At 51.5% G+C, this 19,280-nt stretch carries 18 protein-coding genes; 8 read left to right on the top strand and 10 right to left on the bottom strand.

Annotated features, from left to right (window positions below; translation table 11 throughout):
* Positions 1–108: 108 nt before the first annotated feature.
* The 3 genes from rsuA to ACLD4K_RS09790 all read left to right on the top strand — a co-directional run bounded on the left by rsuA (position 109) and on the right by ACLD4K_RS09790 (position 2,757).
* A complete protein-coding gene (gene rsuA / locus ACLD4K_RS09800) occupies positions 109–804 on the top strand; it encodes a 16S rRNA pseudouridine(516) synthase RsuA (RefSeq protein WP_001234836.1) in 696 nt (231 codons plus the stop codon).
* 27 nt (positions 805–831) lie between these two features.
* A complete protein-coding gene (locus ACLD4K_RS09795) occupies positions 832–2,022 on the top strand; it encodes a Bcr/CflA family multidrug efflux MFS transporter (protein WP_000213349.1) in 1,191 nt (396 codons plus the stop codon).
* Positions 2,023–2,412: 390 nt separating this feature from the next.
* Entirely contained in the window at positions 2,413–2,757 is a 345-nt protein-coding gene (locus tag ACLD4K_RS09790) for a YejG family protein (protein ID WP_001094639.1), read from the top strand.
* A 3-nt stretch (positions 2,758–2,760) separates the two neighbouring features.
* Here ACLD4K_RS09790 and yejF read toward each other — a convergent pair whose 3' ends face one another.
* From yejF to yeiP, 9 genes are all read right to left on the bottom strand, one after another.
* Positions 2,761–4,350 carry a microcin C ABC transporter ATP-binding protein YejF gene (yejF, locus tag ACLD4K_RS09785; RefSeq protein WP_000203619.1) on the bottom strand — a complete coding sequence of 530 codons (1,590 nt, stop codon included), beginning with the start codon at positions 4,348–4,350 and terminating at the stop codon, positions 2,761–2,763.
* Position 4,351: 1 nt separating this feature from the next.
* A complete protein-coding gene (locus ACLD4K_RS09780; protein ID WP_411011766.1) occupies positions 4,352–5,377 on the bottom strand; it encodes an ABC transporter permease in 1,026 nt (341 codons plus the stop codon).
* Positions 5,377–6,471, bottom strand: coding sequence for a microcin C ABC transporter permease YejB (locus tag ACLD4K_RS09775; protein WP_000501623.1), 1,095 nt, complete (start codon positions 6,469–6,471; stop codon positions 5,377–5,379). The genes ACLD4K_RS09780 and ACLD4K_RS09775 overlap by 1 nt, the downstream gene beginning before the upstream one ends.
* Positions 6,472–6,480: 9 nt before the next feature.
* A complete protein-coding gene (locus tag ACLD4K_RS09770) occupies positions 6,481–8,286 on the bottom strand; it encodes an extracellular solute-binding protein (protein ID WP_000561742.1) in 1,806 nt (601 codons plus the stop codon).
* Between the two features lie 106 nt (positions 8,287–8,392).
* Positions 8,393–9,949 (bottom strand): cyclic di-GMP phosphodiesterase, encoded by a 1,557-nt coding sequence (locus ACLD4K_RS09765; RefSeq protein ID WP_411011765.1) that lies wholly within the window; start codon positions 9,947–9,949, stop codon positions 8,393–8,395.
* A 373-nt stretch (positions 9,950–10,322) separates the two neighbouring features.
* On the bottom strand, positions 10,323–10,895 hold the full coding sequence (mepS, locus tag ACLD4K_RS09760; protein WP_000241015.1) for a bifunctional murein DD-endopeptidase/murein LD-carboxypeptidase: 573 nt from the start codon (positions 10,893–10,895) through the stop codon (positions 10,323–10,325).
* Between the two features lie 413 nt (positions 10,896–11,308).
* Positions 11,309–12,028 carry a phosphatase PAP2 family protein gene (locus ACLD4K_RS09755; protein WP_411011770.1) on the bottom strand — a complete coding sequence of 240 codons (720 nt, stop codon included), beginning with the start codon at positions 12,026–12,028 and terminating at the stop codon, positions 11,309–11,311.
* A gap of 29 nt (positions 12,029–12,057) precedes the next feature.
* On the bottom strand, positions 12,058–13,044 hold the full coding sequence (locus tag ACLD4K_RS09750) for a CobW family GTP-binding protein (protein WP_000169350.1): 987 nt from the start codon (positions 13,042–13,044) through the stop codon (positions 12,058–12,060).
* 212 nt (positions 13,045–13,256) lie between these two features.
* On the bottom strand, positions 13,257–13,829 hold the full coding sequence (yeiP, locus tag ACLD4K_RS09745) for an elongation factor P-like protein YeiP (protein WP_001136822.1): 573 nt from the start codon (positions 13,827–13,829) through the stop codon (positions 13,257–13,259).
* 323 nt (positions 13,830–14,152) lie between these two features.
* On the opposite strand from yeiP, the gene ACLD4K_RS09740 reads away from it, so the two are divergent.
* The 3 genes from ACLD4K_RS09740 to ACLD4K_RS09730 all read left to right on the top strand — a co-directional run bounded on the left by ACLD4K_RS09740 (position 14,153) and on the right by ACLD4K_RS09730 (position 15,584).
* The gene (locus ACLD4K_RS09740; protein ID WP_057459919.1) at positions 14,153–14,407 is read left to right on the top strand and encodes a zinc/iron-chelating domain-containing protein; all 255 of its coding nucleotides are present in this window, start codon (positions 14,153–14,155) and stop codon (positions 14,405–14,407) included.
* Between the two features lie 387 nt (positions 14,408–14,794).
* A complete protein-coding gene (locus tag ACLD4K_RS09735; protein WP_024134661.1) occupies positions 14,795–14,917 on the top strand; it encodes a membrane protein in 123 nt (40 codons plus the stop codon).
* A 1-nt stretch (position 14,918) separates the two neighbouring features.
* Entirely contained in the window at positions 14,919–15,584 is a 666-nt protein-coding gene (locus tag ACLD4K_RS09730; protein ID WP_411011764.1) for a GNVR domain-containing protein, read from the top strand.
* A gap of 64 nt (positions 15,585–15,648) precedes the next feature.
* Here ACLD4K_RS09730 and setB read toward each other — a convergent pair whose 3' ends face one another.
* Positions 15,649–16,830, bottom strand: a complete 1,182-nt coding sequence (setB, locus tag ACLD4K_RS09725; protein ID WP_000551939.1) for a sugar efflux transporter SetB — start codon at positions 16,828–16,830, stop codon at positions 15,649–15,651.
* 367 nt (positions 16,831–17,197) lie between these two features.
* Here setB and fruB point away from each other — a divergent pair, with 367 nt between their 5' ends.
* Both fruB and fruK read left to right on the top strand, forming a co-directional pair.
* Complete coding sequence (gene fruB, locus ACLD4K_RS09720; protein WP_411011763.1) at positions 17,198–18,328, top strand: fused PTS fructose transporter subunit IIA/HPr protein; 1,131 nt, start codon at positions 17,198–17,200, stop codon at positions 18,326–18,328.
* Positions 18,328–19,266, top strand: a complete 939-nt coding sequence (fruK, locus tag ACLD4K_RS09715; RefSeq protein WP_000091249.1) for a 1-phosphofructokinase — start codon at positions 18,328–18,330, stop codon at positions 19,264–19,266. The genes fruB and fruK overlap by 1 nt, the downstream gene beginning before the upstream one ends.
* The last annotated feature ends 14 nt before the right edge of the window (positions 19,267–19,280 follow it).

Below are 19,280 nucleotides of genomic sequence, written 5' to 3'. Positions count from 1 at the left end.
TCATTTCCCTTGAGGGATATAGTTAGCCCGCTATACTGAGCGGATAGCAATTCCCTTTTTTCGGGTAGAATGCCCGATTTCCGTATTATTACAGGCTAAATCACACACATGCGACTTGATAAATTTATCGCTCAGCAGCTTGGCGTCAGCCGCGCTATTGCCGGGCGTGAAATTCGTGGTAACCGCGTTACCGTCGATGGCGACATCATTAAAAATGCGGCCTTCAAACTGCTCCCGGAACATGCGGTTGCGTATGACGGCAATCCCTTAGCGCAGCAACACGGGCCACGCTATTTTATGCTTAACAAGCCGCAGGGATACGTTTGTTCAACCGATGATCCCGATCATCCAACGGTACTGTATTTCCTGGATGAGCCGGTGGCGTATAAGCTGCATGCCGCAGGACGTCTGGATATCGATACTACCGGTCTGGTGTTAATGACAGATGACGGTCAGTGGTCGCACCGTATTACGTCGCCGCGCCATCACTGTGAAAAAACCTATCTGGTGACCCTGGAGTCGCCGGTGGCCGACGATACGGCAGCGCAATTTGCGAAAGGCGTGCAGTTGCATAATGAAAAAGATCTCACTAAACCCGCTACGCTGGAGGTGATAACGCCTGTGCAGGTTCGTCTGACCATCAGCGAAGGCCGTTATCATCAGGTGAAGCGGATGTTTGCCGCAGTAGGCAATCGCGTTGTGGAACTGCACCGCGAACGGATTGGCGCCATTACGCTGGATGAGAATCTGGCTCCCGGCGAGTACCGCCCGTTGACTGAAGAAGAAATCGCCAGCGTCGGCTAACTATCTCGTTAAATTCAGGAGTTCGATGTGACCACCCGGCAGCACTCTTCCTTTGCCATTGTCTTTATTCTTGGCCTGTTGGCCATGTTAATGCCGCTGTCGATTGATATGTATCTTCCAGCGCTGCCAGTGATTTCTGCGCAATTCGGCGTACCTGCCGGTAGCGCGCAGATGACGCTCAGCACCTATATTCTGGGGTTTGCGCTGGGTCAGCTTATCTATGGACCGATGGCGGATAGCCTCGGGCGTAAGCCGGTCATCCTGGGCGGGACGCTGGTATTTGCTGCTGCGGCGGTCGCCTGTGCGTTGGCGCAGACTATCGATCAACTGATCGTGATGCGTTTTTTCCACGGTTTAGCGGCCGCGGCGGCAAGCGTCGTCATCAATGCGCTGATGCGGGATATTTATCCAAAGGAAGAGTTTTCGCGCATGATGTCATTTGTCATGCTGGTCACTACGATAGCGCCCTTAATGGCGCCCATTGTCGGCGGCTGGGTGTTGGTATGGTTAAGCTGGCACTATATCTTCTGGATACTGGCCATTGCGGCGATTCTGGCGTCAGTCATGATCTTTGCTTTGATTAAAGAGACGCTGCCCGTTGAGCGGCGTCAGCCTTTTCATATTCGTACCACAATAGGTAACTTTGCCGCGTTGTTTCGCCACAAACGCGTACTGAGCTATATGCTGGCGAGCGGGTTTAGTTTTGCCGGTATGTTCTCTTTTTTGAGCGCGGGGCCGTTTGTCTATATCGAAATTAATCATGTTCCGCCGCAGGATTTCGGCTACTACTTCGCATTGAACATCGTATTTCTGTTTGTGATGACGATTATCAACAGCCGTTTTGTCAGACGGGTAGGGGCGCTAAACATGTTTCGGGCCGGGCTATGGATTCAGTTTGCGATGGCGGTGTGGATGGTTTTCAGTGCGCTGATGGGCATTGGATTCTGGGCGCTGGTGGTCGGCGTTGCGGCGTTTGTCGGCTGTGTGTCGATGGTTTCGTCCAATGCGATGGCGGTCATTTTGGATGAGTTTCCGCATATGGCCGGAACGGCGTCTTCGTTGGCAGGCACTTTCCGCTTTGGTATTGGCGCTATCGTCGGCGCGTTGCTGTCGCTGGCTACCTTTACCAGTGCGTGGCCGATGATCTGGTCGATTGCGCTTTGCGCCGCCTGTTCCATTCTGTTTTATCTCTACGCCAGCCGTCCCAAAAAACGGTAACGGGCGCGCTGTCCCTCAATGGCGACTGAGAATGCGCAGGCGGCGTTGGGGGACGCTATCCGCTACACGATGGCAAAGCCAAACGGCTTTCATAGTTGATGTATATCAATTACCAATTCATCATTTTCCTCATTTATGTTTATTTTATGTAAAATCCATTTATGTAAAAAGTCACATCATTGTAGTTAAAAAGGTTGAGTTAGATCGCAGAAACGGGTACATATAGCCCGCCGCTATCTCCGCGTCGGTAAAACTATTTTAACTCCCGCTTGCTGTAGAGCCACTGACGGAGAGAAGGGCGTTAGCAATCTGTTTAAGGACGGGTTGTCAATGATGTGTTAATATAAATGTAAGTAAATTGTGAAGTAATTGTGCTTCCGGGGAAAGAAAGTGAATACATTACAGCTCTCAATTGTTCACCGTCTGCCGCAAAACTATCGCTGGTCGGCGGGTTTTGCGGGGTCAAAGGTTGAACCGATTCCGCAAAACGGGCAGAGCACCGAGAATAGTCTGGTGGCGCTTAAACTGTTGAGTCCGGCAGGCGATAGCGCGTGGTCAGTGATGCATAAGCTCAGCCAGGCGCTAAGCGATATTGAAGTTCCTTGCTCCGTGCTGGAGTGCGAAGGGGAGCCGTGCCTGTTCGTTAATCGTCAGGATGAGTTTGCCGCCACCTGTCGGCTGAAAAATTTCGGCGTGGCGATAGCGGAACCTTTTTCTAACAATAATCCTTTTTAGGCGTCAGCTTAACGCGAGTAGCTGACGCGTATAGGCCTGTTGCGGTGCGGTAAACACGCGCTCGCATTGCCCCTGTTCAACCACCTCCCCCTGCCGCAGCACGATAACCTGATGGCACAGCGCGCGTACTACATGCAGATCGTGGCTAATGAAGATATAGGCCAGACGGTGCTTTTGCTGGAGCGATTTCAGGAGGGCAAGAATCTGAGCCTGAACGGTTTTATCCAGCGATGAGGTCGGTTCATCCAGAATAATAAGCGACGGCTTTAAAATCAGCGCCCTGGCGACGGCGATACGTTGACGCTGGCCGCCGGAAAACTCAGCGGGGTAACGATGCCGCGTTTCCGGGTCCAGGCCGACTTCCATCATGACCGCTTTCACCTGCTGTTCGCGCTGCGCGCCTGAAAGCGTAGGCTGGTGGACGCGCAGGCCTTCTTCGATAATTTGCAAGACGTTTAAACGCGGGTTTAGCGATGAGTTCGGGTCCTGGAATACGACCTGGATACGGTGGCGAACAGGTAAAAGCTGGCGGCGGTTTAACGTATCCAGCGATTGACCGTCAAATACGATGCGGCCTTCGGAGCGGATAAGCCGTAACAGCGCCAGACCGGTGGTGCTTTTTCCCGATCCTGACTCGCCGACCAGACCCAGCGTTTCGCCTGGATGCAGGGTGAAACTGATATTGTTAACCACCACATTATGATCCACGACGCGCTTCAGAATGCCTTTGCGGATCGGGAAGGCGACGCGCAGCCTGTCCACTTCCAGCAACGGCGTCTGCCCGGCGGGGAGCGGAACCGGATCGCCTGTGGGTTCGCTGTTGAGTAGTTTTTGCGTGTACGGATGGGTCGGCGCAGAGAGCAGCGTGTCGGCGCGTTGGTTCTCTACGCACTTGCCGTGTTGCATTACCGCCACTGAATCCGCCAGTTTTTTTACAATGCTGAGGTTATGGGTGATAAACAGCAATCCCATATTGAGCTCGCGCTGGAGTTCCCGCAGTAGAGATAAAATCTGCGCCTGTACGGAGACGTCGAGGGCGGTGGTCGGCTCATCGGCGATCAGTAATTCCGGCCGTGTTAACAGCGCCATGGCTATCATGACGCGCTGGCGTTCGCCGCCGGAAAGCTGATGAGGATAATCGCGCAGACGCTGGCTCGCCTGGCGGATACCGACCCGATCCAGACAACCGATCATCTCCGCCCTTGCCGCCTCCCGACGCATTCCCCGATGGAGCGACAGCACTTCATAGAGCTGTTTTTCCAGCGTATGCAGCGGGTTAAGTGAAACCATCGGTTCCTGAAAAATCATGGCGATTTTATTGCCGCGCACGCCGCGTAGCGTCTGCTCGCTGGCATGAAGCAATGATTCGCCGTGAAAGCGAATATCGCCGGAGAGGTAGACGGCGGGAGGGGTAGGCAAAAGACGCAGAATGGAAAGCGCCGTCACGCTTTTTCCTGACCCGGACTCGCCGACCAGCGCCAGCGTTTCCCCGGCGTTCACCTGTAACGAAATGGCGTTAACGACAGGGCGCACGTGCTGTTGCTGACGGAAACCTACCGATAAATTTTCAATCGCAAGCAATGGAGATGTCATCTTATACCGCCTTAGCAGGATCAAAGGCGTCGCGTACCGCTTCGCCGATAAAAATCAGCAGCGATAGCAGAATGGCGACAGACAGAAAGGCGGCGATCCCCAGCCAGGGAGCCTGTAAGTTGTTTTTCCCCTGTAAAAGAAGTTCGCCGAGAGAAGGGGAGCCAAGCGGCAGACCAAATCCCAGAAAATCCAGCGACGTCAGGGTGGTGATGGAGCTACATAAAATGAACGGTAAAAATGTCAGGGTAGCGACCATCGCATTAGGCAACATATGGCGCAGGATAATGTCACGATCGCTGACGCCAAGCGCCTGCGCGGCGCGGATATAGTCAAAATTGCGGGTCCGTAAAAACTCGGCGCGCACCACGCCCACCAGACTCATCCAGCCAAACAGCACGGTTATGGCCAGCAGCCACCAGAAGTTAGGCTGCACTACGCTGGAAAGTAAAATAATCAGAAACAGGGTCGGCATCCCCGACCAGACTTCGATGAGACGTTGCCCCCATAAATCGACTTTGCCGCCATAATAGCCCTGTAGCGCGCCCGCCAGTACGCCCATGACGCTGGAGCAAATCGTTAACATCAGGCCGAATAAAATAGAAATGCGGGTGCCGTACAGGATGCGGGCGAAAACGTCGCCGCCATTCGCATCGGTGCCCAGCCAGTTTTTCGCCGAAGGCGGGGAGGGGAAAGGCTGCGTGGTGGCAAAATTAATGGTACTGGCGCCAAAGCGTACGGGGGCCCACAACACCCAGCCCCGATTCTCAAGCTGCCGTTGTAGCCAGGGGTCCTGATAATCTGCCGTTGTCGCCAGCGGGCCGCCGAAATCGCGCTCGCTGTAATTTTTTACCAGCGGAAAATACCACTGGCCTTCATAGCGCACCAGCAATGGCTTATCGTTAGCAATCAGTTCCGCGCATAAGCTCAGGCTGAACATGACCAGGAAAATCCATAGTGACCAGTAGCCCCGGCGATTATGGCGGAAACGCGCCCAGCGGGCCTGATTGACCGGGCTTAATCGCGGCATTATCGTCCCTCAAAATCAATGCGTGGATCGACCAGCGTATAGCTGATATCGCTCAGGATATTCAGTAATAAGCCAATCAGGGTAAAGATATAAAGCGTGCCGAACATCACCGGATAGTCGCGCGAAACGGTTGCTTCATAACCCAGCAGCCCCAGGCCGTTGAGTGAAAACATGACTTCAATTAGCAGCGAGCCGGTGAAAAACATACTGATAAAAGTGGCGGGAAACCCGGCGATCACCAGCAGCATGGCGTTACGAAAAACATGTTTCCAGAGAATGTTTTTTTCACTCACACCTTTAGCGCGAGCGGTAACGACATACTGTTTACGCACCTCGTCGAGAAACGAATTTTTCGTCAGCATCGTCAGGGCGGCAAAACCGCCGATGACGGTCGCCAGCACCGGCAGCGTAATATGCCACAAATAATCGGTGATTTTCTGGTACCACGGTAACGTGTCAAAGTTGGCGGAGACCAGGCCACGTAGCGGAAAGATATCGTAGTAGCTGCCGCCGGCAAAAAAGACGATTAATAAAATAGCGAACAGAAAGGCGGGGATCGCATAACCAATAATGATAAACGCACTGCTCCACACATCAAAGCGACTGCCGTTATGGACGGCTTTGCGAATCCCCAGCGGGATAGACACCAGATAAATAATCAGCGTGCTCCATAATCCCAGGGTAATGGAGACGGGAAGGCTGTCTTTGATCAGCGTTAGTACGGATGCGCTGCGAAACAGACTGTCGCCGAAGTCAAAAGAGAGATAGTCCCGTAGCATCTTGAAATAACGCTCATGCAGCGGTTTGTCGAAGCCGTAGCGATGGGTGATCTCCGCGATCACCTCCGGATCGAGTCCCCGGCCGCCGCGATAATGGCTGTCGCTGATATTGCCGACGCCGGTTTGCGCATGACTGGCGCGAACGCCTTCGCCGCTGGCGCCGGGCAACGCGCCGCCCTGGCCAAATTCAATCGCGGCAATAGCCTGATCGACAGGGCCGCCGGGAGCGATCTGCACGATAAAAAAGTTAATGGTAATAATGGCCCATAGCGTGGGGATCACCAGTAACAGACGGCGGATAAGATAGGCGCCCATTGATTCTTACTACCTCCTGGCTGCCGGTAGTTTGGCGGCTTTGTTGACATCATACCACCAGGTATCTAACCCGATGGTATATACCGGGCGAATCGCCGGATGGGAGAATTTATCCCACCAGGCGAGCCTGTCTTGCGCCATATACCACATCGGCAGCATGTAATAGTTCCAGGTCAGCACGCGATCCAGCGCCCGTCCCAGCGGCACCAGTTTCGCTTTATCACCCTGCGCTGCGATAATTTGCGCGATCAGTTTATCCACCACCGGGCTTTGTACGCCGGGAGCGTTATAACTGGAGTCAATGTATTCCGACGCCCATGAGATTTGTAGATCGGAGCTGGGCCAGGGCATCGCCCGCCATAGCCTCGGCATCATGTCATAGTCGCGGCTACGCATCCGGTTGGTGAGTTGAGAATTATCAACCTGACGGATAGTCATCGTAATGCCCAGACGCTGAAGATTATGCTGGAAGGGCAGAACCCACTGGCTATTACTGCTGGCAGGAAGGAGAAGTTCAAACGTCAGAGGCTTACCGGTGACGCTATTGACCCGTTGCTGTCCGTTGATCACCCATCCGGCCTGCGTCAACAAGGCGTCAGCTTTAAGAAGATTTTCGCGATCGTAGCCGTCGCCGTTAGAGACCGGCGGCTGATAGATCTGAGTGAAGACTTCAGGAGGAAGATCTTTTTTCATCGGCGCGAGTAATACCAGCTCATCGGCGTCAGGGTAATTTCTGGCGGCGTACTCGGTATTCTGGAAGTAACTGTTGGTTCGGCTCCAGGCATTATAGAACAGCGCTTTATTCATCCACTCAAAATCGAAGGCCAGGGTGACGGCTTCACGTACCCGCCGGTCTTTAAATACCGGGCGCTGAATGTTAAAGGCCAGCCAGCGTGTGTCCTGCGCCGACTCGTTTTTCTGCTCTTCTTTAATGATGTAATGATTATCGAAATTTTTACCGATGTAGCGCGTTGCCCAGTTTTTAGCGTCGTTTTCCAGCCGTAGATCAAATGCGCCCGCTTTAAACGCCTCGAAAGCGACATTATCATCAAGGTAGTAATCGTAGCGGATAGTGTCGAGGTTAAAGCGTCCACGATTGACCGGCAGATTAGCCGCCCAGTAGTTTTTGACGCGTGAATAGACAATGTACTGGCCCATTTTCCACTGAGTAATCCGGTATGGCCCGCTGGCTAAGGGCGGCGTTGAAAGCGGATCGCTGAGTTTGTGATTTTTCCAGAATTTTTCGGGCATGATCGGTAATGAAAACAGACTAAGCATGTCTTCTTTACCAGGCTTCGCCAGTTCAATTCGCACGGTTAAAGGCGCAATCGCCTTCACGGTAGTACCTTTATAGACCAGACGGAATTGCGGTACGCCTTCGGTCATAAACTTATGAAAGGTAAAGGCCACATCGCGGGCGGTAATGGGCGTGCCATCGTGAAAACGAGCGCGGGGATTAATCGAGATTTCCACCCAGGAATAGTCGGCGGCATAGCGGGCATGGTCGGCAATCAGCGGGTAATAGCTTCCGGGTTCATCATCCGAGGTGGTAAAAAGCGTATCGTAAAGGGCTTCGGTACGTACGCCGGGATTGCCGCGCAGTGAATAGCGATTGAAATTATCGAACGTACCAATGGCGGAAAGCGTCATCTGACCGCCTTTCGGCGCAGCAGGATTCACATAATCAAAGTGATCAAAGTTAAAAGCATACTTAGGTTCGCCGAGTACGGCGAAAGCGTAGCTTTCTTTGATTTCCTGGGCCTGGGCGCCAGCGCTAACCAGTGCGACAAGCAGAAGCATTACGCGCGCAATCATCTGAAGGCGGTTTCCTTATCGTATTGCCCGCTGCAAACCGGCAGGCGTTTCGCTGAATAATAAGTGACGTTGCGTCTGATGTGAATCCGTTAAAACCGTAAGGGGACTACCATTCAGGCACAGAAGGCGCCGACATCCACAGCACGAAATCTTTAAGGGGTAAAGGACGGCTAATCCAGTACCCCTGCAAGTAATTAACACCGTGATCGCGTAGCCAACGGGCCTGCTCCGGCGTTTCAACGCCCTCGGCCACCGTCAGCATATTCAGGCGTCTGGAGAGCGTCAGCACGGTATCCAGAACCGGCGACGTGACGGTTTCCGTGCCGATCGCCTGGATAAAGCCGCGATCGATTTTCAGATAATCTAAAGTAAATCGCTCCAGATAAATCAGGGCGCTATGGCCTGTACCGAAATCATCTATAGCGATTTCAAACCCGGCGGAATGCAGCCATTCGAACAGTTTGGCCGCTTCATACTGCTGAAGCATATCGCGTTCAGTGATTTCCAGCACGATATGAAAATGGTGCGCGGGCAGGGCGTCCCTGAGCCGGTGCATATCCTCTTTAAAACTGTCGCTGTGCAGATGTTCCGGCGCGATGTTAATGCCAAATTTGGCACCGACGGGCATCACCTTCTGTAGCGTGGGCGCGTCGCGGGCGATCAGCTCGAACAGATGCTGCGTTAACGGTACGATAAGTTGCTGCGCTTCGGCATAGTGGATAAAGGCATCCGGCGGAATCTCGCCTGCCGTAGGGTGACGCCAGCGTAGTAAGACTTCAAGCCCGGTGACGTTCAGCGTACGAGTATCGACGACGGGCTGATAAACCACATAAAACTGCTCGTGTTTGATCGCCATTAAAATCTCTTTGCCCGGTCGCGTCCGGAGGGCATAGATAAAGTAACAGATAAACCCCGCTACGATGCCGCTAATGCAGCCCAGCATCAACGCATACCACAAGTCATTGTAGGTCCAGCTATCGGCATAAAGCTGTATTTTAAGCGGCAGGCCGTTGATAGTTGCCTGTCGTGATGGCGTGCCCGGCAGCTCCGCGACGGTCAGCAGACGCGAAGAAAAGGTCGACAGCGCGGTATTGCCGACAATCAGCGCGATGCCGTTAAAATCGTCCTGGCGCGTGGTATAGAGTAAGTAGGGCGTCAGGTTAATATTCAGCGATGTGAATACGCCGCTGTCATTTAATAATGGGTTCCGATACCAAATCACCATTGTCGGTTTGTTGGGCATCATTGGCGTGCCGGGCAGAATCGCCATAGCAACGTCTTTGCGGATATCTATATCCGGTACTAGTTGCTGAAGCGGCATATTCATGGCGCCAGTGGCGGAAGAGCAGAACACTTTTTTATCTTTAATTAATAAGAAGGCGCGGACATTAAGGCTAAAAGCGGCTCTTGAGGTGAGTTCTGCGCCAACCTGCTGACAGGTGTTGATCGTCAACGGCTGAAGAATATCGGTGGTGGCTTTCAGGTCGGCGAAATAGCTGACCAGGTAATGTTGTACATCAGAAAGGAGCGTATTGTATTTAACATCCCGTTTATGCCACGACAGGAAAAATTGCAGGCTACCAATAAGTAATGCTGCCGCCATCCCCGTAATGATACAGGTAAGCAGGATTTTCCGACCGGAAGAGGAGTCGCGTGTAAGCATAATTCCTGGTGTGACCTGAAAAGGCGGATGCCGGTTAAACTGGTTGATTTATAAGACTATAGCCTGGAATACCCCGGATAGTCATGCTTTTCTGTGATGCACAGGAAAGCGTATTGTCGCAGTAACCGTTGGGGGAAACGACCTGAATGTCTGATAGCGCTATGTTTATCAGGTCTACGTTCGTGTGTTGTAGGCTGGATAAGAGGCGACACGTCGCCATTCGGCACAGTGCCGCCTGACGGCTATTCTGTCAGGCCGGATACGCTATTTGGCAAAACGGGTTCAGAAGGGATAATAAGCAAAAGCACTGCCGAAGCAGTGCTTTTTATGTCGTCTCATCAAGTAAGCCAAGGGAGGTGCTGCCTGATGAAGATTAACTGCGACTCAGAACTCGACGCGCTTCATTGTAGCGTTTTTTCCAGTACGGTTCGTTCATACTGGAGATAATGACGCCGCTACTGGTAGACGCATGGACAAACTGGTTATTGCCGATATAAATACCGACATGGCGACCAGTGGAGCCGGCGCGGAACAGAACCAGATCGCCCGTACGCAGGTTATTGCGTGAAACCGCTTTGCCCATTTCCTGCTGTTCATAGGTTGAACGCGGAAGCTCTAAACCAAACTGTTCACGGAAGGTGCGCTGTACAAAGCTGGAACAGTCGACGCCTTTCTTAGTGCTGCCGCCCAGGCGGTAACGCACGCCTTTCCAGTCAGCATACTGATCCATAATCCGCGACTTAACGTCGAGGTTACGCACCATATTTTCAAATTCATCCTGAGAGGCTTGCAGTGAAGAGCTATCGCTATTGCCCACAGCATGCGTCTCAGAATGCATATTCTTTGCGGTATTGGTGGTTGTGCTACAAGCAGAAAGCAGAACCGCAACTGCAATCGCAGGAATCCCGCGCAAGATATATCTCAAAATCGGTTGAGATTTGACCATGTTGTTTGTTTTCCCTTGAAGTCCTTAACGATAAATATCGTTATAAAAATGCCAAACGTGATGAGACTAATTACCTGCACAGCTTGAGACAATTCTTTGAGCACAAATCTGTGGCGGAACGCACAAATTTATTCGCAATGAGAATAATTATCTGGCGAGGCAAAACGAGTTTGAGATTACCCGATTGTTGTTGTCATTGCGAGCGATTTCGCGTGATTTTTTATAAGAATTTATGATACGAAAAGTGAACTATCAGCACGGGTCAAATTAAGCGCAAATCGTTTAAAAATCGGGCAACCTGTTCATTTTGCAGAGGAATAATATGACCGAAAAATGATGGGTTGGGGGAATATCATCATAAATTACCTTCAACGATGTAAAACTATCGCTGAAGGTAATGTTAATTACATGGGTTATTTGTTTGGAATTTGTTTGTTTCCGCCCGGAAGATAATTCTCAAAAAGCGCTATCGCCCGGTCGCTGAGCGGGGTCATCAGCCACCAGGGGAGGCCAATCAAAATAACCGTGAGCGACCCGACCACAATATCGGTGAACCAGTGAGCGCCAATCATAACGCGCGGAAACGCGAAAACCACAAATATAATAAGGGCGATAATCCCCGCCGTTTTGCCGAAATAACGCAGCATAAAGGCGGAAAATATCAGCAGCATCATACCGTGATCGCCTGGGAAACTGTCTTTTGACGCGTCTTTTGTCGGGATGTGCAGCAACTCGCTGACGCGATAAATATGCTCAAAAGAGAGCGTTGGGCTGGCGCGCTTGACGGGGATCAGCGCCTGACCGAGTTGGTTAAGCACCACCGCTGTTAGCAGCATGACCAATCCGATTATCACAATGCGCCGCCGGCCCGATGCGTTTTCTTTTAGCCAGAAACTGAGCATCAGTCCCCCCATCGCCAGCAGCGAACAGCCGTCAAACGCCCGATTATTGGTAATAGCGACCCACCAGAGGAACGCGTGGCTTTCCACCAGTTTCTGGTTAAAGAAGTGGAATATGCCGGAATCAATGGTGAACCAGAAACCGTGATTGACGGGAAGATACCATGACAAAAACAGCGCCAGACCGGCGGCATTAAGCAGAATTATCAAGGAATAGCGGGTTTTCATCGTTATTTCGCCATAGTTTTTAAACGGTGGCAACCTTACGCGTGCGTCGCTAAACGAAGCTTCAACAAGGCCGTCTGTAACGTATTCCAGTCGGTTTCTGTGTTTGAGATAAGTTCAACCCGGCTATCCGGCGGCGCGACACTCTGTGTTTCGATGTGCAGGTCATCGCCCTGGCGATTGATGCGTACCAGCCCCTCTTGTATGCGCATAACGCCTTTCACCCGGCCCACCGGCGCCAGACGAGCCCATTCGAGGAGGCCAATGGTGTCAAACACGGTATCGGCATCGAAAATCCAGCCGCAGGCCTGATGACCCTGTCCGCTATTGAGGCTGCGTCGCCAGCGCTGCTGGGCGGGCAGATTTAGCGCGGCGAGTCCTTTTTTACTGGCATGAGTGTGAGAGTGCGCGGCGCTGGCCGGCAGTTCCGCCAGATTTTGTCGTGGTAAATCCAGAAGCTTACCGTCTATCTGTCCATGTTCGGCATGAATCAGTTGACGATCGCCGCCGTACTGTCGCCACCACTGTTGCAGGGCGGCATCGCTCTGCGCCGTGGCGCGATCGGTCTTATTGGCGATGATAATATCGGCTGAGGCGAGCTGATCGCGGAAATTTTCATTGGCGACGCTCTGTTGGTCCAGTAGCAGGCGAGGGTCCAGGATGCAGAGCGTGGCGCGTAAATCAATCCACGGCTCATAAACCGGCGCAGTTAATAAATCCAGAATCTGTTTTGGGTGTCCCAGTCCGGTTGGTTCAATCAGCAACCGGTCAGGTTTGCCCTGGCGCAGCAGCGTGTTGAGCCCCACCTGCATAGGCAATCCGTTGACGCAGCACATGCAGCCGCCGGGGATCTCTTTTAGCAGTGCGCCGCTGTCGGCAAGCAGCGCGCCGTCAATACCCACTTCACCAAATTCATTAACCAGGACGGCCCACTTTTCAGCCGGATCTTTATGAGCTAATAAATGAAGGATAGAGGTGGTTTTTCCGCTACCGAGAAATCCAGTAATAAGATTGGTTTTGGTCACGTCAGCTCCAGAATATTGATACAACATAACAACTTTTAATAATCCTGGCGAATAAACGTGAAAAAGAGAAGCGCTGAGTTGACGAAGTCGCGCTTCTGCCATCTTAAGAGCAGAAAATGTTAAATTTTTAACGTTTCTCTTTCCTGGTGCAGAACAGTCAATAAAGAAAAGGGTCAGGCTGTGCCCTGGGGCGCAGCCGAAAAATGCGAAACTTAATCCGCGCGCCCCATATAACGGCGCTCTTCGATATGAATGCGGATTTTCTCACCTGCGCTCAGGTATTCGGGAACCTGAATCACCAGACCGGTGCTTAATGTCGCGGGTTTGTTACGTGCGCTGGCTGACGCCCCTTTAATACCCGGCGCGGTTTCGACGATTTCCAGATCCACGGTCTGCGGAAGCTCTAGCGCCAGCAGTTGGCCGTCCCAGGTCAGAACCTGCATATCCGGCATTCCGCCTTCAGGCATAAACAGCAACTCTTCTTCAATCTGATCTTTGGTGAAGGTATACGGCGTATAGTCTTCTTTATCCATGAACACGTATTCGTTGCCATCGACATAAGAAAAGTCAACGCCGCGACGGCTCAGGGTGACGGTATCAACGATATCGTCGCCTTTGAAACGTTCTTCCACTTTCAGACCGGTGCGGACATCGGAAAAACGCATTTTATACAGTGTGGCGGCGCCACGGGCGGTAGGCGACTGAATGTCGATATCTTTCACAATCAGCAATTTGCCGTTGTAGTTCAGTACCATACCTTTTTTGATTTCGTTCGCTCTTGGCATCGAGGAGATCCTGTTGTAGAGATTATCTAAAATATCGCGTAAAACTACTCGCGCCGGGCCGTCCAGGCAAGTGGAATTGTCACTTTTGCTGGTGCAAAAAAGGTGATACTGTTCGCCCGCTTTCCGCCCCGCATTCAACGAAAATACGCGATGGCATGTCGCCCGGAGGGGGGAGTGTGCTGTGTTGTCCCTTCTGTTTCCAGCCTTGTCTTCGGAATGTCTGAGGGCAGGCCTGATTATGATGACGTCCATATTTTAAATCTGGATTTTTCTTTGGACAAATTCTGTTATCTTTCATTTGGTTATAAATAGAGGGGCTAAGCATGGACTGTCGTAGCGGTTGTGGCGCTTGCTGTATTGCGCCTTCAATTTCGTCGCCGATACCCGGAATGCCGAATGGCAAGCCGATGAATACCAGATGCGTGCAGCTTTCGGAAGATAACTTGTGCCTTATCTTTGGCTCGCCTTTACGCCCAAAAGTGTGCTCTGGTTTGCAACCGACAGAGGACATGTGTTTAACGACCCGGGAAGAGGCCATTATTTATTTGCTGGAACTCGAACAGAAAACTTTACCATGAGCTAAGCCGTTTTTGATAAACGTGCAGGGGCTTACGTTATATCCCGAAATAGTCTGCAAAAGCTGCGCATCAAATTACCTCCTTTTACCATTAAATAGCGTAATACATGATTCCCTTATTTCGTGGCTTCTGAAACGGTAGATGTTGCCGCTCAACCCCGTTGGTGCCTGAACGTGTACCGAATAAACCGTCACATAAAACAAAAACGATCAATTTTACTTATATGATAGTTTTTATCTATTAAAAAGAGGAATTTTGATCGATTTTAATTATTTATAGCGATCGATATCATGAATTTGATAGTTTATATCTATAATTAATGTATTTACCGATCGATATAACCAGTGTGAATGTGTTGTTATTTTCCTTTAAAATACTCGAATTCTTATGTGTGGGTTTTATCTTATGAAGAAATATACGTTCGCAGCCAGGGCGTTTATTTTCACTCTGGTGTTGCTTTTTGTTATTTCAATATTCGGGTTGACTATTAGCGTTTTAAAAGGGATGTGAAATGCGGGGAGAGAATAGTGAAATTGATTTAGTCGACGTTTCCTTATTCCTTATAAGAAAATGGCTAAGTATCATGATCGCTACCTTTATTTTTGTTGCCATTGGCTATGTTTTTGTGAGCGTGCAGCATGATACCAGGGTTGTGAGTATGACAATCAAACCCAATCTGGATACGCCTGCTACCTATGCGTTATGTGGCTATACTAATGATATTCAATGTAAAACAACGGTTATCCTTAACCAGTTTAGCCGTTTCTTGCCTGCGGACTATAAAAATAAAATAAGTTTTGACGCAAAAAATCAGCTTATCCTTTTTAAGGCGCAGGGGAGGGAGGAAAGCGTCAATAATATTATTTCCACCCTGAAAAATAGTGTCGATAAAATGGCAGCATGGTATATCGATGATGGTGACATTAAACGCTATAGCGTGCATAAAAATATGTTGCAAACGGAAACATATGCAAAGCTATCATTGTTGTCGGAGGCGGTTAAAAATAATGCTAACATTGAAATGATAGATGTTGCTGTTACACCAAAATATAAGATGCGGCTGGTATTGGTCCTTTGCGGGCTGATGGGCGTAATTTTCTCAATAACTGGTCTCTTATGTAGGAGGGCGCTAACAGAATATCGTATTGAGAAAAAGACAATGAATGACCGCGCATGAACATTGCGCAGAGATAAACTCTGCGCTGAAATGTGTCGAAGAATAAAAGTATCAGGCTTGCAAGTTAAACATCTTTAATACGCGCCAGGCAGAACATGGTGGCGACAATCATAACTAACGCAAACCAGAAGACCGCATGATAATTCCAGATTTCTGCGGCGATTCCCGCCAGCGAACCGGCAATGATCCAGCCGACGCGAATGGTATTGGTATACAGCGTGGTGGCTGAACCCGCCTGGCCTGGCATGAGATCCTGAAAATAGAGCATGCCAATCCCGCCAAGAATGCCGATATAAATCGCGTTCAGCAACTGCAAGCCGAGCAACGTCGCCGGCGCGTGCGCCAGCAACATACCCGCATAAAAGCACAGTCCGGCGACAACGGCGATGCGCATTAACAGGCGTTTTCCCAACCGTTTAGCGAAGTAACCTGCAATCAGCATTGTGGGAATCTCCAGCCCGGCGGCGGTGCCCATCATCACGCCTGCAAGTTTTTCCGGAAGATGCAGCTCATTGATAATAAACAGCGGCATGTTAATGATATACAGGCTGTTAGTTCCCCACATTAACGTACAGATGACAAACAGCAACAGCGTATCGCGGCGATTACGGCGCGGTGCTTCCAGCGTGCCGGTCGCCAGCGGCGCATCTTTGCGCATTGATGGTAAAAAGAACCACACCATGACGCCGCAGACGATAAAAGCTACCGCCGCGCTCAAATACATCACCGTAAAGCTAAAACCCATCGCCAGCGCATAGGCCAGCGGCGGCCCAATGACCCAGGCCAATGAGACCTGGGCGCGGAGGATTGAGCTGAACATCACCGCTTCACGACCTGTACGATCGGCATGTTCGCGGGCCAGCGCAAACATCTGCGGGTTGGCGGTAGAGCCGAAGCTACTGAGAAAGACGCCGATGAACAGCAAAATAAAGTAGTTGCGGTTCCAGGCAAACAACACGCAGGCCAACATGCCCAGCACGCAACAGAAAACGATCAGTTTTTTGCGATCGCCTTTTTTATCTGAGCGACCCGCCAGAAACTGGCTCACGATAATGCCGATAACCGCGCTGCCGGTAAAAAAGAATCCCACCATGCCGGGACGGGCGTGAACCTCATCCGTCAGAAAAATACTGAGCGTCGGCGTCTGTAACGCACCGGCAATACCGGTGAGAAAGGCCACGATCAAAAAGGCGGTAGACGTCAGGTCAAACGATTTGGGCGCAGCGGCGGCGGGACTGTTGTGCATGTTTCTATATCAGTGGTGTGAAGAGAGGCGGAGTTTACGCTGCCCGTCAGAAAATAAACAGGCGTCTGAATCAAAATCGACACGAAAAATCAAAATAGCATTCCAGTTTGTTACCAGGGTGTGCTGACGCAAGCTGAAAGAAAAAATTGAAGCCTTTTATGCGTCAGCTATTGAGGGTCTGTTGGAGAAAAAATGTGCTTTACCTCAAAAAATCGCTACAAAACCGGTAACTTTTCTTGCGTGCTGAAGCAGAAAGATCCAGACTTCTTGAAACGTTTCAGCGCGATCTTGTTTTTTAGACCAACCAGATTGGCGCTTTTTTTCTCATAGTGGCTGAATCGTTTCAATTCAGCAGGAGAGGAGACACATGTTCCAGTTATCGGTTCAGGACATCCATCCGGGCGAGCAGGCCGGAAATAAAGAAGAGGCCATTCGGCAAATCGCCGCCGCGTTAGCGCAGGCGGGGAATGTGGCGGGCGGCTATGTTGACGGTATGCTGGCGCGCGAACAGCAAACCTCGACCTTTCTTGGCAATGGTATTGCGATTCCCCATGGCACAACAGACACGCGCGATCAGGTGCTGAAAACCGGCGTCCAGGTTTTTCAATTCCCGCAGGGCGTTACCTGGGGAGAAGGCCAGGTCGCCTACGTGGCGATTGGTATTGCCGCCAGTTCGGACGAACACCTCGGCCTGCTGCGTCAGTTGACGCATGTGCTGAGTGATGACTCCGTGGCTGAACAGCTGAAATCCGCGACAACGGCGGAAGAGCTGCGCGCATTGCTGATGGGCGAGAAGCAAAGTGAACAATTAAAACTTGATAACGAGACGATGACGCTGGATGTCATCGCCAGCTCGCTGGTCACATTGCAGGCGCTAAATGCGGCGCGTCTGAAAGAGGCGGGAGCGGTTGATGCGGCATTCGTCGCAAAAACGATTAACGACAGTCCGATGAATCTGGGACAAGGCATCTGGCTGAACGACAGCGCGGAAGGCAATTTGCGCAGCGCTGTTGCGGTAAGCCGTGCGACACAGGCGTTTGACGTAGAGGGTGAAAAAGCAGCCTTATTAGTCACTGTCGCGATGAACGACGAGCAGCCGATTGCCGTGCTAAAACGCCTCAGCGACCTGTTGCTGAACAATAAAGCCGATCGTCTGCTGAACGCCGACGCCGCGACGCTGCTGGCGTTGCTGACCAGTGATGATGCGCTGACGGATGACGTACTGAGTGCGGAATTTGTAGTGCGTAATGAGCATGGTCTCCATGCCCGTCCGGGCACCATGCTGGTGAATACGATTAAACAATTTAACAGTGAAATTACCGTGACAAACCTTGATGGAACCGGCAAACCGGCAAACGGACGTAGTCTGATGAAAGTGGTGGCATTAGGCGTGAAGAAAGGCCATCGTCTGCGCTTTACCGCGCAGGGTGAAGATGCTGAACAGGCGCTGAAAGCGATTGGCGATGCGATCGCCGCCGGTCTCGGGGAGGGCGCATAATGAGCAGGCGTGTCGCCACCATTACCCTTAATCCGGCTTATGATCTGGTTGGGTTTTGCCCTGAAATCGAACGCGGCGAAGTGAACCTGGTGAAAACCACGGGTCTGCACGCGGCGGGCAAAGGCATTAACGTTGCCAAAGTGCTGAAAGACTTAGGCATCGACGTCACCGTCGGCGGTTTTCTCGGTAAAGATAACCAGGACGGTTTTCAGCAATTGTTCAGCGAACTGGGTATCGCTAACCGCTTTCAGGTGGTTCAGGGCCGGACCCGCATCAACGTGAAGCTGACGGAAAAAGATGGCGAAGTGACCGACTTCAACTTTTCCGGCTTTGACGTGACCCCCGCAGACTGGGAACGCTTTGTTAACGACTCCCTGAGCTGGCTGGGTCAGTTCGATATGGTCTGCGTCAGCGGTAGCTTACCGGCTGGTGTGAGCCCGGAAGCGTTCACCGACTGGATGACGCGTCTGCGCAGCCAGTGTCCATGCATTATCTTTGATAGTAGCCGTGAAGCGTTAGTCGCCGGTCTTAAAGCTGCGCCGTGGCTGGTGAAACCGAATCGCCGCGAACTGGAAATTTGGGCGGGTCGTAAGCTCCCGGAAATGAAAGATGTAATTGATGCGGCGCACGCGTTACGCGAACAGGGTATCGCTCATGTGGTGATTTCGCTGGGGGCGGAAGGCGCGCTGTGGGTTAACGCCTCAGGAGAATGGATCGCTAAACCACCGGCGGTTGACGTGGTAAGTACCGTCGGCGCAGGCGATTCCATGGTTGGCGGATTGATTTACGGCCTGCTGATGCGCGAGTCCAGCGAACATACGCTGCGTCTGGCGACGGCGGTTGCCGCGCTGGCGGTCAGCCAGAGCAATGTGGGTATTACCGATCGTCCTCAGTTGGCCGCAATGATGGCGCGTGTCGACTTACAACCGTTTAACTGACAGCAGGAGAGGCA

The organism is Salmonella sp. 741265055_HSA (genome assembly GCF_046569525.1).
Lineage (GTDB): Bacteria > Pseudomonadota > Gammaproteobacteria > Enterobacterales > Enterobacteriaceae > Salmonella > Salmonella enterica.
The sequence above is the reverse complement of the archived record's forward strand: the minus strand, read 5'-3'. Positions and strand labels throughout refer to the sequence as shown.